Raw genomic sequence first — 18,579 nt, forward strand, 5'->3', positions numbered from 1 at the left:
TTGATAAGCTGGCCAAAGCCAAACTACTGATCCTGGACGACTTTGGTCTGGCTCATTTGGACAGAAAACAGCAAATGGATCTGATGGAAATTATTGAAGATCGTCACGGAAGATCATCTACCATTATTGCCAGCCAGTTACCGGTAGGAAGCTGGTATGATATTATCGGGGAAGCAAGTATTGCAGATGCCATTTTAGACCGATTAGTACACACTTCCCATCGCATAGAATTAAAGGGAGAAAGTCTTAGAAAAAAACTGTAATATTGTCATTATCTTATCTTTTTGACCAAAATCCTTGAGGGGTCAGTATGGCCAGTACGAGGGGTCAGCATCACCAGTATATCCAAGTGACTGAAGAATCTAACATTAACGTAGTAAAATGGACTCCATCTGAATTAGAAGAAGGGATGAGATTCAGTATCCTTTATGAATTTGATGATGCTACAGCCATCGCCAGGTATGAAAAATATCTTACCGAGATTGTAGCACCAAAAATCCCACATAATGGAAAAGTCATCATCCAGGGGCATACAGATATTATTGGAGAGATTTAGAACAATCAAAAATTTTCTCTGGCCCGCGCCAACAACGTTAAGAAAATTCTTGAAAGTGCCCTTTCAAATTCAAACAGAAGTGACGTGACTTTAGAAGTTCACGGACTTGGCGAGGATGTTGCCAAATCTCCTTTCGGAAATAAACTTCCCGAAGAACGCTCCTACAACCGTACGGTTGTGATTAATCTTCTGCCAAATAATAAAGCTATTTAATTAAAAGATAAATTTTCTAAAAAAAGGACCTTATGTAAAAATCAGGTCCTTTTTTTATTAATCTAATTGTGAATGAAATTAGATTGCCGGTTGAATTTTGAATTCTATCCTTGCCGATTATTAATTTTTTAAAAAAAATAAATCAGGATAAGGAAATGTTATAGCTAAGCTTTAAATCGTTTAGAAATTCTTTGGTAATTGGTTTTTCTTCCATTGCCACTATATTTTTATCCCTCTTTGCTTTAGCCACGTCCTCTTCATCAATCGATGAGGAAATAATGAATACCCTGCAATGTTTTTTTAGAGCCCCTGGCAATTTATCATATTCAACCATAAATTCAAATCCGGACATCCCCGGCATGTATATATCCACAAAAATCACATCGGGCAACAGGGGAATGTTTTCCTGATTTTTCTGCAAATATTTTAAGGCTTCAATGGCAGAAGTATACTGCAAGATTTTTTTTCCGAAATTGTTTTTAGTGATCATTCGCGATACAATATAGATGTCTATAAGGTTATCGTCAATGATCATAACACTTTCAAAATTTACTGGAAGTTCATTCGTCATACTTTTAAATTTTTGAGCTTAATATTAAAGGTAGTTCCTACTCCTTTTTCAGACTGAACTTCAATGCTCCCCTGCATTTTCTCAAGCGTTTCCTTTACAATATACAGCCCAAAACCGGAACCCTCAATATTGCCGGGCAAGCGATAAAACATCTCAAATATCTTTTTGTGAAATTCAGGATCTATACCAATTCCATTATCGGAGATGCTGAGCTTTAATTCTTCCTTATCTGAGGTACCGGTAAGTTTCAGATACCTTCCGGGAACATCTTTTTTATGGTATTTAATGGCATTAGAAATAAGGTTTTCAAGAACTGTATTAAAACGATGCCAATCAGAATAAAAGGAATGTTGCTCGCCAATATCAATCTGAAAAGAAATTCCACTGGCCTTTTGTATGTTACGCACCGAGGCTACAATTTCATGTATGGTTTTCCTGATAGGAATTTTTTGGGTATCCAGTCCGGTGCGGTTATTTTGAGAGTAACTAAGGATATTCCTAATGAATCCGTCAAGGCGGTTTATGCTGCTGCGGATCATCTTTACCTGTTCAAGGGTGTCGGGTTCCCTGCTTTCTTCTTCAATAAAAGAAATAAGCCCTAGAATAGAGGTGAGCGGGGAACGTAAATCGTGAGAAACGCTATAAACAAAGCGGTCCAGTTCCTTATTTGTTTTAATCAATTCGTTATTTGAAAAGCTCAATTCCGCAGCCCGGTTTTCTTTCTCCTGGTTTTGATAAGCGAGCTCTTTGTTTAATTTTTTGAGCTTTATCCTTGTGTTTCTTCGTTCGGTAATATCGGTAACCATAGCCAGGTTTCCGTTATAAACGCCATTTTCATCAAAAAGAGGATTTGTAGAAATATGGGTCCATACTTCTTTCCCGGATTTTGAAATATATTTAAATTGTGTTTGCCCGATATAGCCTTTTTTTTTCTTTTTCATGAATGGCACTGCCATTTGCTTTGCATCTTCGTCCATAAAAAAATAGATGTCCTGTCCCATCATCTCCTCCCGGGTATATCCCAGAATCTCACAAAGTTTATTGTTTACAAATGTGGTTTTGTTATCTTCATCTATCAACCAGATACCTTCTTGTGCAGTTTCCACGATCTGACGATATTTTATTTCACTTTTGCTGAGAATTTTTTCTACCTTTTTACGATCTGTAATATCAATCAGCATATTAACCACCCCTGTCACCTGACCGCTTGAATCCTTAAATGGCACAGGGTGGGGCAATACATTTAGTTTATCTCCATTGGGACGTTCCACTATTACTTCCTGAATGATATTTTTGCGACCTTCCTTTAGGGCTATAGACATTGGATGCAAGTCAACAGGGAACGCTTCGCCATTTTCCTTATAAATCTTCCAGCATCCGCTCCACTTATCTTTTCCTATATCAGGCTCTCTTCCCCATAAAGCTACTGCCGCTTTGTTGTATAATAATATGTTTCCTTCCTGGTCACAGAAATAGGTTGCAATGGGTAAATTTTGAATTAGTTCCTTATAGCGTTTTTCACTTTCCTCAACTTTTTTGCGGGCTATTACGAGTTCGGTTACGTCGGTGGCAAAGAAAAGTATCCCGTTTATATTTCCTTCATCATCTCTGTTTGCCTGGTAATTGAAGTTCAGGTACCTGTCGACGAGTTCTCCGTTGCCATAATGGTCAAATTTCACCAGCATCTCCTTAGCTGAAAAAGTCTCTCCGGTTTCGTAGACCTTGTCTAACAATGTTAAAATTCCCTGAGCCTCCAGTTCAGGCAAAACTTCTTTTACCGGCTTACCAATAACATCGTCTACCCCTATGAGTTCTAAAGAGAGTGGGTTTGCCAATTCATAAACATGATCGGGTCCCTTTAAGATTCCCATGCTGGAAGGAGCTTGAAAGTATAGATCATTGAAACGCTGTCTTTCAATTTCAAACGTTATTTCCAGGTTCTTTTTATCCGTTACATCTTCAACCGAATGTAAAATATGAGTGATATTGCTATTATCATCCTTTATCGGAATATTCTGAATATTGACATACTTGACCTTAAATTTTGTTGTCCCGCGAATAGGGATCTCATGTTTTTGAAGGGGCATTTTATGCAAATCCTTTTTGGCCATTACAAGATCCAGGGAGTTTCTTAAATTTTCAACACCTTTTGATACCTTATCTTCCGGATTTCCAGGAAATGCTTCAAAAATGCCTTTGCCTATTAGATCCTTTTCAGGTGTATCTACTACTTCCAAATAGGCATCATTAACCGCTACAATAGTAAATTTTGGAGCGTCAGGCAGCAAAACAACACTGGGAGCAGGTGTAAACTGAAATACCTGGCTAAAGGGGTGTTGGTGGGGCATATTTTTTTTGTTAAAGGTGATTAGGCAAAACAAGAACCAGGTAAATTAAAATTACCCGATTATTATTTTGAAATTTGAACAAAATAAAGAAGGAAGGATGTTAAAGATCTTTCACAAGTGGTTCGGCCTTAATTAACTGTTTAAACCGTTTTGCTTTCTTCCAGACAGGATTTCATACAGATATCCGGCTGAACCAAAACGGTTTAAATAGATAATTTAGTTTTTCTCAAAAATACGATTTAAAACCGGCGCTTTATATAATTCCTGAATTATTTGTGCATTTTACCCGGTTTTTTATGCTTTTTGAGGATTTCAGGCGCTCTTAATTTTAATATTTTTTTAACAAGGGCTGTCATCACCAAAAAAATAACAAACCCGAAACCGCTGCGTGAGGTCTCATGACCTCGCGCTAACTCAGGTTGTACGGCACCAAAATGCCACTGGAAGTCTCATGACTTCAAAAGATATTGTTTGAAAGACTTTTAAAAACAGTAGCCATGGCAAAGTCGGGAGACTTTGAAAAAAGTCCAAATTAAAAGAACATTTTTAGGCTCAAAGTCTGAAGACTTTGCGCAGCGGTGCTATTTAAACCGCTAAATTTTATTTATTTTTAGATAAGAAAGAATAATTTTGAAAGCAGGTTACACCATAAAAGATCAAACTAGAGCCCACTTTATCACCGCTACTATTGTAGACTGGATTGATATTTTTAGCAGACAAATTTATAGGGATTGCATAGTTAACAGTTTATCCTATTGTATAAAAAAAAAGGGAATTATTCTGTATGGTTATGTTATTATGAGCAATCATATTCACCGCTGCGTGAGGTCTCATGACCTCGCGCTATAACCATAAGTTGTATGGCGCCAAAAAAAAGCAAGGCCGATAAAGTAGTTTAGTAATGAAAAATATCAGGATAGAAAAGCTGGGAATTGAGGGTTTAGAGCCATTACAAAAGATTGGGAAACAAACTTTTGAAGATGCCTTTGGTTCTCAAAACACCAAAGATAATATGGAGCGATATTTAGAAAGCAACTTTTCTAAAGAAAAAATAAGAACTGAATTACTGGATAAAAACTCTGAATTCTATTTCGCTAAAATGGATCAGCAAATCCTTGGCTATCTAAAAGTAAACTATGGAGATTCCCAAACAGAGTTTCAGGATGAAAATGCCCTGGAAATTGAACGTATTTATGTAATACAGGAATTTCTTGGAAAAAAAATTGGACAAATGCTTTATGACAAAGCCATTGAAATAGCCAAAAAAAGAAATTCCGATTATATATGGTTAGGAGTGTGGGAGGAAAATTCCCGGGCTATTAGATTTTATGGAAAAAACGGCTTTATAAAATTTGACAAACATATCTTCAATCTGGGCGGAGATGCCCAAACGGATATTTTAATGAAAAAAGAATTGAATTAAACCCGCTGCCTGAGCTTAGACAGCAACGAAACTACGATTTAACAACCTCGTGCAAAGAAGTTTAATTAAATGGACCTTAGTTTAAACCGTGGTCAACTATGGAAATATAAACTTCCAGTAAAACTTTTTAAAACAGTAACTTTAGTATAGTCCGGAGTCTTTAAGGAATATTTAAATTCTGAATACTTTGCGCGGCTGATTATTGTTGATTTTAAAAAGACTGGTATTATGAAAATTCCATTTACAACAGAACAATTTTTTGAAATAATTGAAAAATATAACTTAGCAGTCTTTCCTGTACAGCTGATAATCCTCCTATTAGGAATTTTATCAGTAATTATTTTACATTCAAATATTAATTCCAAAAACAAACTCATTGGTGGTTTTTTGGGAGTTTTGTGGATATGGATAGGGATAGCTTATCATTTTACTTTTTTTACAGAAATCAATAAGGCAGCTTATGTGTTTGGAGGATTCTTCGTGCTACAAGGATTGATTTTTCTTATTGAGACGTTTTCCAGAAAGAAACTTGAATTTGAGTTTAATGGAAAAATTACGGATTATATCGCCTATTTTTTTATAGTATTCGCCATTGTTATTTATCCTGTTCTTATTTATTTCCTGGAAAATTCGCTTGAAAAGATTATTACGCTCGGACTGCCTTGTCCGTCTACAATATTAACATTTGGATTCCTGATGCTTACAAAGCCTAAATTATCAAAATACATAGTAACAATTCCTGTTTTATGGACAATTGTTGGAACAAGCGCGGCATTTAATTTTGGTGTTTATCCAGATTATATTATGGCTCTTTCTGCTTTAACAGCTTTCATCTATTTGGTTACAAGAAAAAAAGAATAGAATGAGAATTGGCATAGATAACAACTTTGAGAAGCATTCGCAGATGATAGCTCGAAGTACCGCCGCCTTTATAGCTCTTCTCCAAAGCAGAGATGTCTATATGTTCGATAATTGTATTTACTATTCGTACGGGATGATTCTTGGGAACTAAATCATCATAACTGGGAGGAAGAAGACTTAACTGGTCCTGTTGGTAAGTCTTGAATACTACTTTGCTGCTCATGCTTAAAAATAAACATGATCACTTAATTATACAAAAAAAAGGCTGCCTTTTTAGACAGCCTCTTTTTTGTACTTTAAATTCTAATCACAAATTAAGAATCCTCCGGAGATAATTCTATCTCACTCTCCCATACTGTAGATATCACCTCTTCCTTTTTGATCAGGTTCCCTGAGGTGGTAATTCTGTATTTGTTTTTTTCCGGATTTTGCAGATCCCAAATGATATTTTCTGCTTCAGGAAAATCGGCATTTCCCTTTAATTGCTCTTCAAACAATCTTTTGACGATATTTCTGTCAGAAAGACCATCATTAAACAACTTCAACACCATTTCTTTGGTAAGAACGGTCTCATTATTTTCTTCTAAAGGGCTAATGAAACACTGAATTATTGTGGCGCTGGAGCTTGGAAATTTTCCGTTGTAAGCTTTAAACAAGAGTTGATTAACATGAAATAAAGCTGCTTGCAATTCCATTTCAGGATACTCCTCACACACTGTATCATCCAGCATATCATTGGATATCTGGTCAATTTGCCCTTCAGATAAATGCTCTCCCAGTTTGTAAGCCAAAACCACTTTGGCAGCTTCAGAAGGTTCGAAATCTGAAATGGCCATAAAAAGTAATTCCCTTAAACTTTCGGTGCCGGTATCTTCCGCATCAGGATAATCAAATTTTCCCAGTAATTGAATATAATCGTCATTTGTCCAGTATTCTGTAATTTCATCAACAGTACGAACGTCCTCTACTTCTATTTTGTATTTCATCATAAAATTTTAATCGTGGGTAATATTTTCCGGAGTATAATCAATTAATTTCACTATTTAGCTGTATAAACTCACAACTTTGAAAGCGTACTGCCTCAGAAACCGGTGCAGATTTTAACCCGGCTGGGCAAGGTCCTATGCACTGCGAAAGCTTTCTCCGTTTTTACAGCCTCACTTCAGGGGTTTACTTAATTGGACCACGGTTTAAACCGTAGTCCAATTTTAAAAATGAGCTTCTACCAAAGCTTTTTAAAAATAGGGGCTTGGGCAAAGTCGGGAGACTTTGCACAGCTCAATTTTGAGTTGTAACTTATTAATTAGCTTGGGCAAAATAAGGCTAAAGAAATAGATAATAAATTATATAAGGAGTTGTAACCAATTAAAAAGTACAAATATGACAATACAAAAGTTGCTGGTTTTTACCATGTTTTTTATGCTTTGGTCTTGCACAGACAATCCTTCAAATGAATCAAAAGCAAATAAACACATTGGGTTAAGTGAAGAAATATCCGATAATGAATCTAATAAAATACAAATTTTAAATTTCGGAACATTTCATATGGGATTTACATCAGATTCAAATAAGACTGAATTTGATGAACAGAATAAAGAAAACCAAAAGAGAGTGCATGAAATTGCGAAAAAGCTATCCTCTTTTAATCCAACAGTGATATTGGTGGAAACACCCCCAGAGTACGACAAGCAACTGCAATCAGAATACAATAAGTATTTAAAGAATCCTGAGATGTTTTTCAAAAGCCCATCTGAAATTGAACTACTTGCTTTTGAATTAGGACGAATTTGTGGAACGAAAAGAATTTATGGAATCGATCATAAAATGGGATATAATTACAATATCGGAAATGAAATTGAAAACGCAATTGATTCTGTGTGGTACGATAAATACTATGAAAACTCTTTGAAATTCTACCCACAGGTTAATATAAATGAAGACAGTCTGAATTTACTCGATAAGTTAAGGCTAAAAAATCACGACAGGTATTTAGACTTTCTAATAACAGTAAATGCTGATATGCTTACTCACGCTGGAACTGAAAACGGATTTGAAGGAGCAGATGAAGCCGCTAAATATTATCAAAGAAATCTCAGAATGTATTCAAATCTGAATAGAATTGATTTAAATGAAGACGATAGAGTCTTTATTCTGATGGGAGCGAGTCATACAGCTTTTTTTAGGGATTTTTTTAGCCGAAGCCCTAAATATGAAATGGTAAATACTTTTGAATATTTGAAATAAAAACAATAAATAAAAAAACTATGATTTGGTTTGACCTTAAAAAACTGAAAAACACAAGTGGCACGGGATGAAGTGATAGAAAAAACCGATTTCCATTAAATGTTTGCCTTCCTGATGATGGTTGCTTTCGCCTTAACTACAGAACCGGAGAAATTTTAATTCTACGGCTGGGAATTTAGTTGAACTCATTTAAGTTTCCTCAAAATAAAAAATAGCTTCTATGGGTAATTTAAAGAGTTTGGAAATTCTAAAAGCTGTTGGCAGACTGGGATCAAATTTCTCTTTTTCAATGGCATTAATCGTTTGTCGGGAAACACCAATAATATCAGCTAAGTCTTCCTGAGTATAGCTGTTTTCAGCCCGAAGCACTTTTAACTTGTTTTTCATGTGTACCTTCTGGTATTAATAGTGACCAAGACTAAATAAGTTACTCCTATGAATATCACCAGGTTGCTTATTTCGGCATCAAAACCAATTAGATTGGTCGTGTCAAGCAAAGAATATGACAAGCCCACAACAACCGCTAATCCCAATGTTAAAGCCAGAGACTCTAAATGGATCTTGCGTTCCAGCTCATCAAAATTATTAAATAATCTTCTGTTTGCGAAAATCATTAAAATTCCATGAACAAAGTTTACTGCTACGGCCAAAACTGTTAAAACACTGTGGTCATCCCAAATGTACATAGGCCCAAAAGCAGCAATTGCCATTGTGGCCACCCAACTCCACGTCCAGGCGGCAAGGGTGTAAAGATTTTTTTTTCGTTCCTTTTTCATTTTGATGTAATTAATAGTTTACATTATGTAATGTTTGCTTTACAAAGTTACTGTAAAAAAACAAAATGTAAAGTCTTATTTACAAAATATTTAATAATAAAAAAGAGGCGGCCTGGATTTGGAACAATCTCCTGAATGTGTTAGCCTCCGTTCTGCCAAGCCCTCTCTTCTATAGCTACGCCATGTCTGACGAATTCGCGCAACAACAAAAAACACTTTCCCAAATACCCTCCGGAAATCTAATACTGTTAACCGCGAACCGAAATATTAAACCCGTCCTCAGTTTCGACTTCGGAGCCACTGCTGCGTGAGCTTTGACTCCGTAAAATCTGCGATTTCACAGCCTCGTGCCTGAGGTTTATTTAATTGGACCACGCTTTAAACCGTGGTCCAATATTAAAAATGAGCTTCTAAAAAAGCTTTTTAAAAACAGTAACTTTGGCAAAGTCAGGAAACTTTGAAGAAGGAATTAAATTGAAATGATCAAATATGACAGGAGGAAAAATAATAATCGGGCTTTTTACCATTGCAATGATAAGTTGTAACTCGACAAAAAAAGAAACAAAAACATCTGAAACCTACTCCGACATAAAAATGGTTGGTGCAATGAAAAACGTGATGTGGAAAGGGGAAATAGGAGATAGCATCCATCTTGATACAATTTCGGCCAAAAACGGACTTTACGGACTTGGACCAGAGAGCTATTTGACCGGTGAGTTACTGATTAATAACGGGAAAAGCTACATTTCAAAGGTAACTTCTGATTCGACAATGACGGTAGAAAAAAGATTTGATGTTTCAGCACCTTTTTTCGTTTATGCCAACGTAATTGAATGGAATGAAATTGAATTACCTTCAAATGTTAAGACTATTCCAGAGTTAGAAAAGTTCATTGACGAAAAAACAACTAATTACAAACGACCCTTTGCCTTCAAATTGCAAGGAAACGTATCCAAAGCGGTAATTCATATTCTCGATCTCCCGCAAGGAACGAAAGTATCTTCACCTGACGATGCTCATCAAGGACAAACGAACTACGAACTAACCGATGAAGAATCTGAAATCATTGGATTTTTCTCAACAGAACATAAAGGCGTTTTTACTCACCACGACTCATTTTTACATATGCACCTTATAACAGAAGACGAAAGCAAGATGGGACATTTAGACATATTAAAAATTGGAAAAATGAAATTGTATCTGCCGAAAAAATAGTGTAAGCTCCCCTGTGCGAAGTCTCTGAACTCGTGCTATCTCAGGCTGTACGGCACAAAAATACCCCTGGAAGTCCCAGGACTTCAAAACGATGTTGTTAGAAGGCTTCAGGCTTGGTGAACTGCTTAAGCTTTAAATATAAAAATAGTTAATCTTCTTGTTCCTGCTTTTCTTCCCTTCTCTTTTGTTCTGTTACTGCGTTGCTGTGTTCTAAATCCCCGGTACTTCCTTCTTTGCGGTTTTCCAGCGATTGCAGAGTTTCAGTTTTGCCATAGAGAATTATAACATCCCCTTCTTTAATCTCTGTTTCGCCTTTTGGGGCTCCAATATATTTCCCATTCGGGCGCCTTACTCCCAGAACCCGAACCCCTTCGGCATCTAATTCTAACTTTTCCAAAGTTTTATTTGTTAGCCAATCTTCCTTTTTTATTTTGATTTCAGATACCCGATAATTCTCTTCCAGATGCAGTAAACTGTAGAAATCTTTTACATCAAGATAAGTATAGCGGCTCAAAGCTTTATCGATCAAAGAAGAAAGTTTCTGATCAATAAATTTGCTGCGTGACAGAGCAATTAGGAAGAACAAACCTGAAAAAAGCACAATAATTTCCGTAGAAAAAAATCCTGATTCTTCTATCGATATAAAACTGAAGATTACTGAAGATATAGTGGTAATTATTCCTGCGTTACCCAGAAAAATTAAAACAGTGAGAATTTTTCTTCTCACTGGATCGTTAACTACCAACTCAGATTCCTTGGTGGTAAACCCTACTCCCAAATAAGCAGATCTTGCCTGGAACTTAGCAGCCTCTTTAGAAAGGCCGGTATGAACAAGGGCTATTGTTCCAATACGGGTAGCAAGTATGGACAGCGTAATTATTACCAATAAAGAGATTACAGCAGTCATCCGGGCGGTTTTTCACAGTTTTAACAGAAACCAGGGAGTTTTTTAGCGTCAAAATCTGAAAGATTATTTTGATTTTTCTTCCTCTTTTAAAGTTAAGGGCTTTTGGAAGAATATGAAAAATAAGGAAACTTTAATTGCTGAAAGAAGTAGAAACCTATGCACCTATATACATGAGTAGTAAAACTCCCGCTGCGTGAGCTTTGACTGCGTCGAATCTACAATTTCACGACCTCGCGCCCGCTGCAATCGCGACCGAAGTAATGAGTAACTGGAAAACCACATTTAAAAAAACGCAAGCCCCCTGCAGTATTTCCAGATTCAAACCCGCAGTATTTATCCGGATAAAAGGAGTACATTTCGAAATAACTCCGCAAACTGATGTCTAAAAAATTACAGCGTTTACTACTTGTATTCTTTGCAAGTGGATTGCTTTCAATAGCGGGCTGGAGCAGCTTTCTGGTTTATAAATACTCTTCGGAAGCGGCAGAAATCAAAAAAGACTACAGCGAACTTAACAGCATTACCCACGGTATCCTGTCGGTTAATATCTGGAAGGATCATTTAACCAATATGGCCCTGAACCGTATTGACGATTTTGAATTTACCGCTGAACAGGAAGATACGCTCGTCCTCCAGGTAGAGAACATTCTTACTACCGGAATCGATAAAGGGGATAGTTTGATTGATCTAAAACAAAAGACTTTAAAAGGAAAACTGAGGAAATTTGCTGTAAAAGCGCTGGTTCCCGAAGAAAAGATCAGGGCCCTGGTTCCCATGTTTGCTCAGACTATCGTGGATGAAATCCAGAAACCGGAGAATAAAGAAGCCCTAAAGTATGTCATAAAAAGCAAGCTGCAGGAATACAGCGATCTCACCCATGCAGATTCTGAGGTCGCCGTTTTGCGGCTGAATGCACTTTTTGATAAATACGGGGTAGCAGATCTGGAAGCTTTCAACCGGAAGATCCCGGAGGATCTCAGGGAACTGGAGGCACTAACCTACTTCCATACTTATATCCTCCTCGGGATAATCCTGCCTTTTGTTCTTCTTTGGTGGTTGTTAAGAAGGCGGAAGTCGCTACATACTCCTCTGTTCATCATCTCTGTATTGTTTTCATTAGTGTTGCTTTTTGCAGGCCTTACTGCCCCTATGATAGAAATAGATGCGCGTTTTCAGCAAGTGAACTTCCTGTTGATAGGAGAACAGATTAGCTTTAACAATCAGGTAATCTTCTTTCAAAGTAAAAGTATTCTTCAGGTGATTGGCATATTATTCGAAACGGGAAAGATAGATTCATACTTTGTAGGGATCCTTATTCTTGCCTTCAGTATTATTTTTCCCATTGCCAAACTCATTTCCACTCAAATCTACCTGGCAGGAAATAAAAAACTAAGGAAGAACAAGATTCTTAAATTCTTTGCATTTAAATCGGGGAAGTGGAGCATGGCAGATGTTTATGTTATCGCCGTATTCATGGCCTATATAGGCTTCCAGGGAATACTTGATCACCAGCTTTCAAATCTGAATATTGAAAATGAATCATTGGTAAGTATTTCCACCAATAAAACATCTTTGCAACCCGGATTCATCATTTTTATTGGCTTCGTCCTGTTTAGTTTGCTCCTTTCCAGTATTCTCAAAAAAATGACAGGTAAAAAAAAGAAAATTAAGAAATAAAGAGACTGGGAGGAACACATAAAAAACGCTTACACTAAACCCGCTGCGTGAGCTCTCACGACCTCGCGCCAGTAAATTTAATATTTTATCTACCTGGACCACGCTTTAAACCCTGGTCCAGTTCTTAAAGCTCAAATTCTGAAAGACTTGATGCAGCGGTATGAAGAAGGGCAGGTTTCCAAAAATGGATTTTAAAATTTCAGAAAAAATAAGTGCCTAATATTCGTGTATTCGTGGCTTTATAAAGCGAACAATTAACAGAACTAATGGATAGATGAATTCCCAAAAATTTTCGTGACTAATAGCCTTTTCTTAACAGAAATAAAGAGAAAAAATGTATCTTTTTAATCCAGTCTGTAACTAAAAAATGAAATCACAAGTGATCACTTTCTTTTCTATCATATTAATTCTGTACCTGCTTATTTGCATTTTAGGGTACTTTTTCCAGGAGAAAATGATCTTTTTACCCCAAACGCTGCCAAAGGATTACAGTTTTCAGCAATACGAAAATTTCGAAGAGGGCACAGTGGAAATGCGGGATACTAAAAAGCTGCACGCCCTGTTATTCAGCGCAGAAGAGCCCAAAGGACTGGTCTTTTATCTCCACGGAAATGCTGGTTCTCTGGAAGGCTGGGGCAGCGTGGCCGAAACCTTTACAGCTCTAAATTATGATGTTTTCATCCCCGATTATCGTGGCTATGGCAAAAGCGAAGGTGCCATAACAAGTGAGGCTCAGCTGCATGAGGACATGCAGATGCTCTATGACGAATTAAAAGAAAAGTATCCTGAAAGCCAGATCATTGTGCTGGGGCATTCCATAGGCTCGGGAATGGCGGCAAGACTAGCCGCTGGGAACGATCCGAAACTGTTGATTCTGCAGGCGCCGCCTTACTCCCTGCCCGACCTGACAAAAAATACGACGCCGCTACAGGTTTTTCCGTCATTCCTGCTCAGGTACAAATTAGAAACCGGAAAATATGTGTCAGCAGCCAAAATGCCGGTGGTGATCCTGCACGGAGATGAAGATGAAGTCGTCTATTATGGCTCCTCCCTGAAAATCCAGCAGCATTTTAAACCTGGAGATACCTTGATCACCCTGGAAGGTTTGGGGCATAATAATTTTTTAAGTACAGAGCGGTATAGAAAAGAAATCGCAAAAATTCTGGAGAGATATTAGGTTCTAAGCAACAAGTATAGGGCCGGGGAAAAACGGAAAAAGAAAAAAGATATGCCTTTGGTCGGGCTATAAATGGAACCATTCTGACTCAAAATCTCTTCGTACTCTAATTTCGTAATTATAACTTCATTCTCTATCTTGTAAACTTTAAAAATCCCATTTACCCATGATAAAAAAAATACCGATGTACGGACTGCTTTTGGCGGTTGGCGTAAGTTGCCAAACCCAAAAAGGAGTATCGACACAAACAGATGAGGCCCCGGCTCAAAAAAAGACGCAGGATGACACCAAGCCTTACAACGAAGTAATCACTGCTGAAGCCACGAGCGATGAAGGCCTTTTTACCACCCATTTTGTAGCTGATAAGCTATATTTCGAAATTCCGCTGGAGATGCTGGAGAAAGACATGCTGCTGGTGAGTCGTATCGCCGGCGTGCCCACAGGTTTTGGAGGCGGATATATCAATGCCGGCTCCAAGGCCAACGAGCAGGTGGTTCGCTGGTCAAAAAGAGGCAACCATATCGACATGAAGGTGATTAGCTTCGAGAATGAAAGCGAAGAAGGTTCGCCTATTTACCAGTCGGTCGCCGCGAATAACTTCTTTCCTATCCTTTTCAGCTCAAAGATCGCAGCTTATAATGATGAAAGAACTTCTGCAGTAATTGAAGTGAGTGATCTTTTTAAAGAAGAAGTAACCGCCATTAACGGTGTATCGCCCGAACTACGGAAGCGCTACAAAGTGAAGAAACTGGATAAATCCCGCTCCTATATCGAATCGGCCAATGCTTTTCCAGAAAACATCGAGGTGAAGCACGTGATGACCTATGAAGCCGAGGAGCCACCCGAAAGAGACCAGGCTGGAACTATTACCATGATGATGAACCAGTCTATGATCCTGCTTCCCGAAGAGCAGATGCAACCGCGGCTGGCCGACCATCGCGTGGGCTGGTTCACCACCCGAAAGTATGACTATAATTCCGATGAGCTAAAGAGTGATGACTACAGGATCATCAACCGCTGGCAGCTCGTTCCAAAAGATATTGAAGCTTACAAAAGGGGTGAGCTGGTAGAGCCAGTGGAGCCTATTGTATGGTATATCGATCCTGCCACGCCCGAGAAGTGGAGGCCTTACTTCAGGCAGGGGATCGAAGATTGGAATGTAGCTTTTGAAGCTGCAGGTTTTAAAAATGCGGTGATCGCCAAAGATCCCCCCAGCAAAGAGGAAGATCCCGATTTTAGCCCCGAAGATGTGCGCTACTCGGTAGTACGTTACGTGGCCAGCACCACACGGAATGCTATGGGGCCTTCGGTGACAGATCCGCGGACCGGGGAGATTATCGAGAGTGACATCATCTGGTATCACAACCACCTGCGTTCGTACAGGAACCGTTATATGATCGAGGCCGGGGCGCAGAAACCTTCGGCCCGTACCCTTAACACTCCAGAAGCGGAGATTGGGGAGATGATGCGCATGGTGATCGCGCACGAGGTGGGCCATGCCCTTGGTTTGCCTCACAACATGAAAGCCAGCGCGGCTTACCCAACAGATTCCCTGCGTTCTGCGAAATTTACCCAGAAGTATGGCCTAACGCCTTCCATTATGGATTACGCACGGGTGAACTATGTGGCACAGCCCGGGGATGAAGAGGTACGCTACATCAGGATGATGGGGCCTTACGACCTGTATGCGATCAACTGGGGTTACAGATATATTCCTGAAGCCGATTCTCCGCAGGAAGAAAAACCGATCCTAAGCCAGTGGATCCTGGAAAAGGCGGGAGATCCTGTTTATGAATTCGGAAACGGTTACGGCGGAATTGATCCGCAATCCCAAAGAGAAAGCCTTGGTGATGACCAGGTGAAAGCCAGTAAATACGGACTTGCCAACCTGAAAAAGGTGGTGCCAAATCTTGTGGAATGGACCTCAAAAGACAATACCGATTATTCTGAATTAACTGAAGTCTATCGCGAACTCACCTATATGTGGAGAGGTTATGTTTCCCATGTGGTAGCCAACGTAGGCGGTGTCTATGAAACCAGAAAAACAGCCGACCAGGAAGGAATCGTCTATACCCCGGTGCCTGAAGAAAAACAGAAATCTGCCGTGGCATTTTTAAATGAACACGCTTTTACCACCCCGGAGTGGCTGTTGGATCGCGAACTACTGGAACGCATTGAGGCTACCGGCGCCATTGAGCGGGTACAGAGCCTTCAAAGCCGGGCACTGAATGACCTTCTGGACGAAGGTCGCCTGCAGCGCATGATAAGCAATGAGCAGGTGAACGGGAATAAGGTTTACACCGCTGTTGAAATGATGAACGACCTTCGAAAAGGCATTTTTGAGGAGCTGTACAGGTCTCAGAAAGTAGATGCCTACAGAAGGAATATTCAGCGCGCCTATGTAGATGCCGCTGCAGAATATGTTCAGAATTTGAAAAAAGAGGAAAACAACGATGTAACTTCCACCGATATTATAGCGCTGATGCGCGGAGATCTTGAGCAATTAAGAAGAGATCTTAGAGCCAGGAGAAACAGAACAAATGATCAACTGAGCGTATATCACTGGAATGATTTGATTGCAAGAATTAATACTGCTTTATCGGTTGATGCTTAACTATAATATAAATAATTAAGACTATTAAAAGCCCTGCAAATTGCGGGGCTTTTTTATACATTTCTTCAGAAGCAACGTGAATTCCAGGTTCTGTTTAAAAGGCTCAAATTCTGAAAACTTTTCGAAACGCTAAAAGAGAACCCGAAACCCGGAACCGGTTCTCCTATCTTAAAGAATAAAGGTTTTTTTCGTATTTTTATAAGGACCAGCACCCTACATAAAAGGAATAATATTTACGGCGAATTACGGCTTAAAATAACAGGTGCCATTACAACAAGAGGCTATGAATAAGAGAAACAGAATACTGGTCCTGATAGACTTTTCCAGTAATACAGAGAATCTTATAGATTTTGCTTTCAGCATAGCTGAGATTGTCAATGCAAAAGTGATTTTTGTGCATCAGATACCCGGACTGGTACCGGCAATGGCTGATGAAGAGAGCAGAAGAGAGATCATAAAAGGGGAGGCTAATGAAGCATATTCAAAACTTCGTAAACTGGCAAAAGACCGAATCTATAGTGATGACTCCTTTCAGATAAGCGAGAAACCCATCCTTGCTTTTCTCAAAGAACTCTCCTCGCCACAATATTTTGATTGGGTATTCACCGGTTTAAAAGAAGGTGGAGTTTTAAAACCCCTGTTTATAGGTAGCACTACTCTTTCTGTCATAGACGAATCGGAAATGTTGACGGTCACCGTACCCACAGAAACGAAGATGAATCTCCCCGAAAAACTCCTGGTGGGAGTTCACCCCAACTATGAGTTAAACAGGGAGCACTTGAATTCAGTATTAACGGCACTTGAAAATAATGTAAAGGAAATTGAATTCTTTACCATTCTAAAAGAAACCGAAGAAGAACAGTCCGCCAGAGAGCATCTTTTAAAATTACAAAGTGAATACAAAAGTTTTAAGTCTGAAATTCAGATATACAAGGGAAATGATGCTACCTCTGCGTTAAGGGAGAAAATGAAGCAAAGCCATAATTCATTCTTAGTTCTTCAACAGGGTTCCCGCTCCCTAACCGATAAACTTTTCAGAAAATTCACGATTAATGAACTGGTATACCGGGCGCAAACTCCTTTACTTGTGTTATCAAAATGAACTGGAATACCCAAACAATAAATGATGTCCGGCAGTTGATATCTTTTGGAGGTAAATATTTTACGCCCACACCAAATGGCAGGCGCACAGTATTATCACGCTTTTCTGGAACCGGAAACAGGGAGCCGATAAAATATCCTCACAATTTCCTTAAATTTATTCTTCAAAAAAGAACCAAAATGACGCTGCAGGAAACAACCACTCAACTGGAATCTCTTAGTGATGAAAAGGTCTTTACCCGTAACAAGAAGCACGGAGCAGGCGACGATCAATACGGGATCAAACTGGGAGACCTGCGGAAACTGGCAAAAAAGATAAAAACAGATCATCGGCTCGCACTACAACTCTGGGACACCAAAATGATGGAGGCCAGACTTCTGGCAATCCTTATTATGAACTCTGAAGACTTATCGGCTCAGAACCTCGATAAAATGGTGAAGTCCATCCAAACCCCACAGGTTGCCGACTGGTTCAATGCTTATGTATTAAAAAACCACCCAGAAAAGGAGCAGCTTCGCGAAGAATGGTCGAATGATAAAAATATCTGGGCGGCCCGATCAGGTTGGAGCCTTACCGCCGGGAAAGCAAGCAGAGAACCACAAAACCTCGATCTGGATAGGCTTTTAGACCGAATAGAAAAAGACATGCCCACCGCTCCCCCGGAGGTACAATGGACTATGAATACCGCCCTGGCTCAGATAGGCATTAATTCCCCTGAACACACGAAACGGGCTACCAACATCGGAGAGGAACTTGGAATCTACCGGGATTATCCGGTTTCTAAGGGTTGCACCTCCCCTTTTGCTCCCCTCTGGATAAACGAGATGCTCAGCAGAAAGAAGAAATAATATTATTCCGGTTAATGTAAAATCTCCTGAATTATGAAAACCCCTTA

The 18,579-nt window shown here is 39.0% G+C and carries 19 protein-coding genes; 12 read left to right on the forward strand and 7 right to left on the reverse strand.

The window, feature by feature from the left end; genetic code table 11:
- The 3 genes from BM266_RS13045 to BM266_RS17500 all read left to right on the forward strand — a co-directional run.
- Window positions 1-263, forward strand: a 263-nt coding sequence (locus BM266_RS13045) for an ATP-binding protein (RefSeq protein ID WP_175494759.1), incomplete at its 5' end; no start/stop codon positions are given.
- Between the two features lie 47 nt (window positions 264-310).
- Window positions 311-556 (forward strand): hypothetical protein, encoded by a 246-nt coding sequence (locus tag BM266_RS13050; protein WP_093410487.1) that lies wholly within the window; start codon window positions 311-313, stop codon window positions 554-556.
- An 84-nt stretch (window positions 557-640) separates the two neighbouring features.
- A complete protein-coding gene (locus tag BM266_RS17500) occupies window positions 641-769 on the forward strand; it encodes a hypothetical protein (RefSeq protein WP_262506706.1) in 129 nt (42 codons plus the stop codon).
- 142 nt (window positions 770-911) lie between these two features.
- On the opposite strand, the gene BM266_RS13055 is transcribed toward BM266_RS17500, so the two are convergent.
- The gene (locus BM266_RS13055; protein ID WP_093410488.1) at window positions 912-1,340 is read right to left on the reverse strand and encodes a response regulator; all 429 of its coding nucleotides are present in this window, start codon (window positions 1,338-1,340) and stop codon (window positions 912-914) included.
- Entirely contained in the window at window positions 1,337-3,688 is a 2,352-nt protein-coding gene (locus BM266_RS13060; protein ID WP_093410489.1) for a PAS domain S-box protein, read from the reverse strand. Before BM266_RS13060 ends, BM266_RS13055 begins: the two co-directional genes overlap by 4 nt.
- A gap of 901 nt (window positions 3,689-4,589) precedes the next feature.
- On the opposite strand from BM266_RS13060, the gene BM266_RS13070 reads away from it, so the two are divergent.
- Window positions 4,590-5,111, forward strand: coding sequence for a GNAT family N-acetyltransferase (locus BM266_RS13070; RefSeq protein ID WP_093410491.1), 522 nt, complete (start codon window positions 4,590-4,592; stop codon window positions 5,109-5,111).
- A 228-nt stretch (window positions 5,112-5,339) separates the two neighbouring features.
- Window positions 5,340-5,972, forward strand: a complete 633-nt coding sequence (locus tag BM266_RS13075) for a DUF6064 family protein (RefSeq protein ID WP_093410492.1) — start codon at window positions 5,340-5,342, stop codon at window positions 5,970-5,972.
- On the opposite strand, the gene BM266_RS13080 is transcribed toward BM266_RS13075, so the two are convergent.
- Both BM266_RS13080 and BM266_RS13085 read right to left on the reverse strand, forming a co-directional pair.
- Window positions 5,953-6,195: a transposase gene (locus tag BM266_RS13080; RefSeq protein ID WP_093410493.1), complete on the reverse strand. Its 243-nt coding sequence runs from the start codon at window positions 6,193-6,195 to the stop codon at window positions 5,953-5,955. The two genes, BM266_RS13075 and BM266_RS13080, sit on opposite strands and share 20 nt — an antisense overlap.
- Window positions 6,196-6,286: 91 nt before the next feature.
- Window positions 6,287-6,961: a hypothetical protein gene (locus BM266_RS13085; RefSeq protein WP_245760447.1), complete on the reverse strand. Its 675-nt coding sequence runs from the start codon at window positions 6,959-6,961 to the stop codon at window positions 6,287-6,289.
- Window positions 6,962-7,352: 391 nt separating this feature from the next.
- On the opposite strand from BM266_RS13085, the gene BM266_RS13090 reads away from it, so the two are divergent.
- Window positions 7,353-8,216: a DUF5694 domain-containing protein gene (locus BM266_RS13090; protein WP_093410497.1), complete on the forward strand. Its 864-nt coding sequence runs from the start codon at window positions 7,353-7,355 to the stop codon at window positions 8,214-8,216.
- A gap of 189 nt (window positions 8,217-8,405) precedes the next feature.
- On the opposite strand, the gene BM266_RS13095 is transcribed toward BM266_RS13090, so the two are convergent.
- Window positions 8,406-8,603 (reverse strand): helix-turn-helix transcriptional regulator, encoded by a 198-nt coding sequence (locus tag BM266_RS13095; protein WP_093410499.1) that lies wholly within the window; start codon window positions 8,601-8,603, stop codon window positions 8,406-8,408.
- Window positions 8,600-8,992 (reverse strand): hypothetical protein, encoded by a 393-nt coding sequence (locus BM266_RS13100; protein WP_093410501.1) that lies wholly within the window; start codon window positions 8,990-8,992, stop codon window positions 8,600-8,602. The genes BM266_RS13095 and BM266_RS13100 overlap by 4 nt, the downstream gene beginning before the upstream one ends.
- A 489-nt stretch (window positions 8,993-9,481) precedes the next feature.
- On the opposite strand from BM266_RS13100, the gene BM266_RS13105 reads away from it, so the two are divergent.
- Entirely contained in the window at window positions 9,482-10,207 is a 726-nt protein-coding gene (locus tag BM266_RS13105) for an acetolactate decarboxylase (protein ID WP_093410503.1), read from the forward strand.
- A 148-nt stretch (window positions 10,208-10,355) separates the two neighbouring features.
- On the opposite strand, the gene BM266_RS13110 is transcribed toward BM266_RS13105, so the two are convergent.
- Window positions 10,356-11,114: a potassium channel family protein gene (locus BM266_RS13110; RefSeq protein WP_093410505.1), complete on the reverse strand. Its 759-nt coding sequence runs from the start codon at window positions 11,112-11,114 to the stop codon at window positions 10,356-10,358.
- Window positions 11,115-11,492: 378 nt separating this feature from the next.
- Here BM266_RS13110 and BM266_RS13115 point away from each other — a divergent pair, with 378 nt between their 5' ends.
- The 5 genes from BM266_RS13115 to BM266_RS13135 all read left to right on the forward strand — a co-directional run bounded on the left by BM266_RS13115 (window position 11,493) and on the right by BM266_RS13135 (window position 18,532).
- Entirely contained in the window at window positions 11,493-12,791 is a 1,299-nt protein-coding gene (locus BM266_RS13115; RefSeq protein WP_093410507.1) for a paraquat-inducible protein A, read from the forward strand.
- Between the two features lie 367 nt (window positions 12,792-13,158).
- A complete protein-coding gene (locus BM266_RS13120; protein ID WP_093410508.1) occupies window positions 13,159-13,968 on the forward strand; it encodes an alpha/beta hydrolase in 810 nt (269 codons plus the stop codon).
- 166 nt (window positions 13,969-14,134) lie between these two features.
- Window positions 14,135-16,582: a zinc-dependent metalloprotease gene (locus BM266_RS13125; RefSeq protein ID WP_093410509.1), complete on the forward strand. Its 2,448-nt coding sequence runs from the start codon at window positions 14,135-14,137 to the stop codon at window positions 16,580-16,582.
- 283 nt (window positions 16,583-16,865) lie between these two features.
- Entirely contained in the window at window positions 16,866-17,684 is an 819-nt protein-coding gene (locus tag BM266_RS13130) for a universal stress protein (RefSeq protein ID WP_093410511.1), read from the forward strand.
- A complete protein-coding gene (locus BM266_RS13135; protein WP_217648161.1) occupies window positions 17,681-18,532 on the forward strand; it encodes a DNA alkylation repair protein in 852 nt (283 codons plus the stop codon). The genes BM266_RS13130 and BM266_RS13135 overlap by 4 nt, the downstream gene beginning before the upstream one ends.
- Window positions 18,533-18,579: the final 47 nt, after the last annotated feature.

Origin of the sequence: Salegentibacter flavus, assembly GCF_900115145.1 — a bacterium.
Classification (GTDB): domain Bacteria; phylum Bacteroidota; class Bacteroidia; order Flavobacteriales; family Flavobacteriaceae; genus Salegentibacter; species Salegentibacter flavus.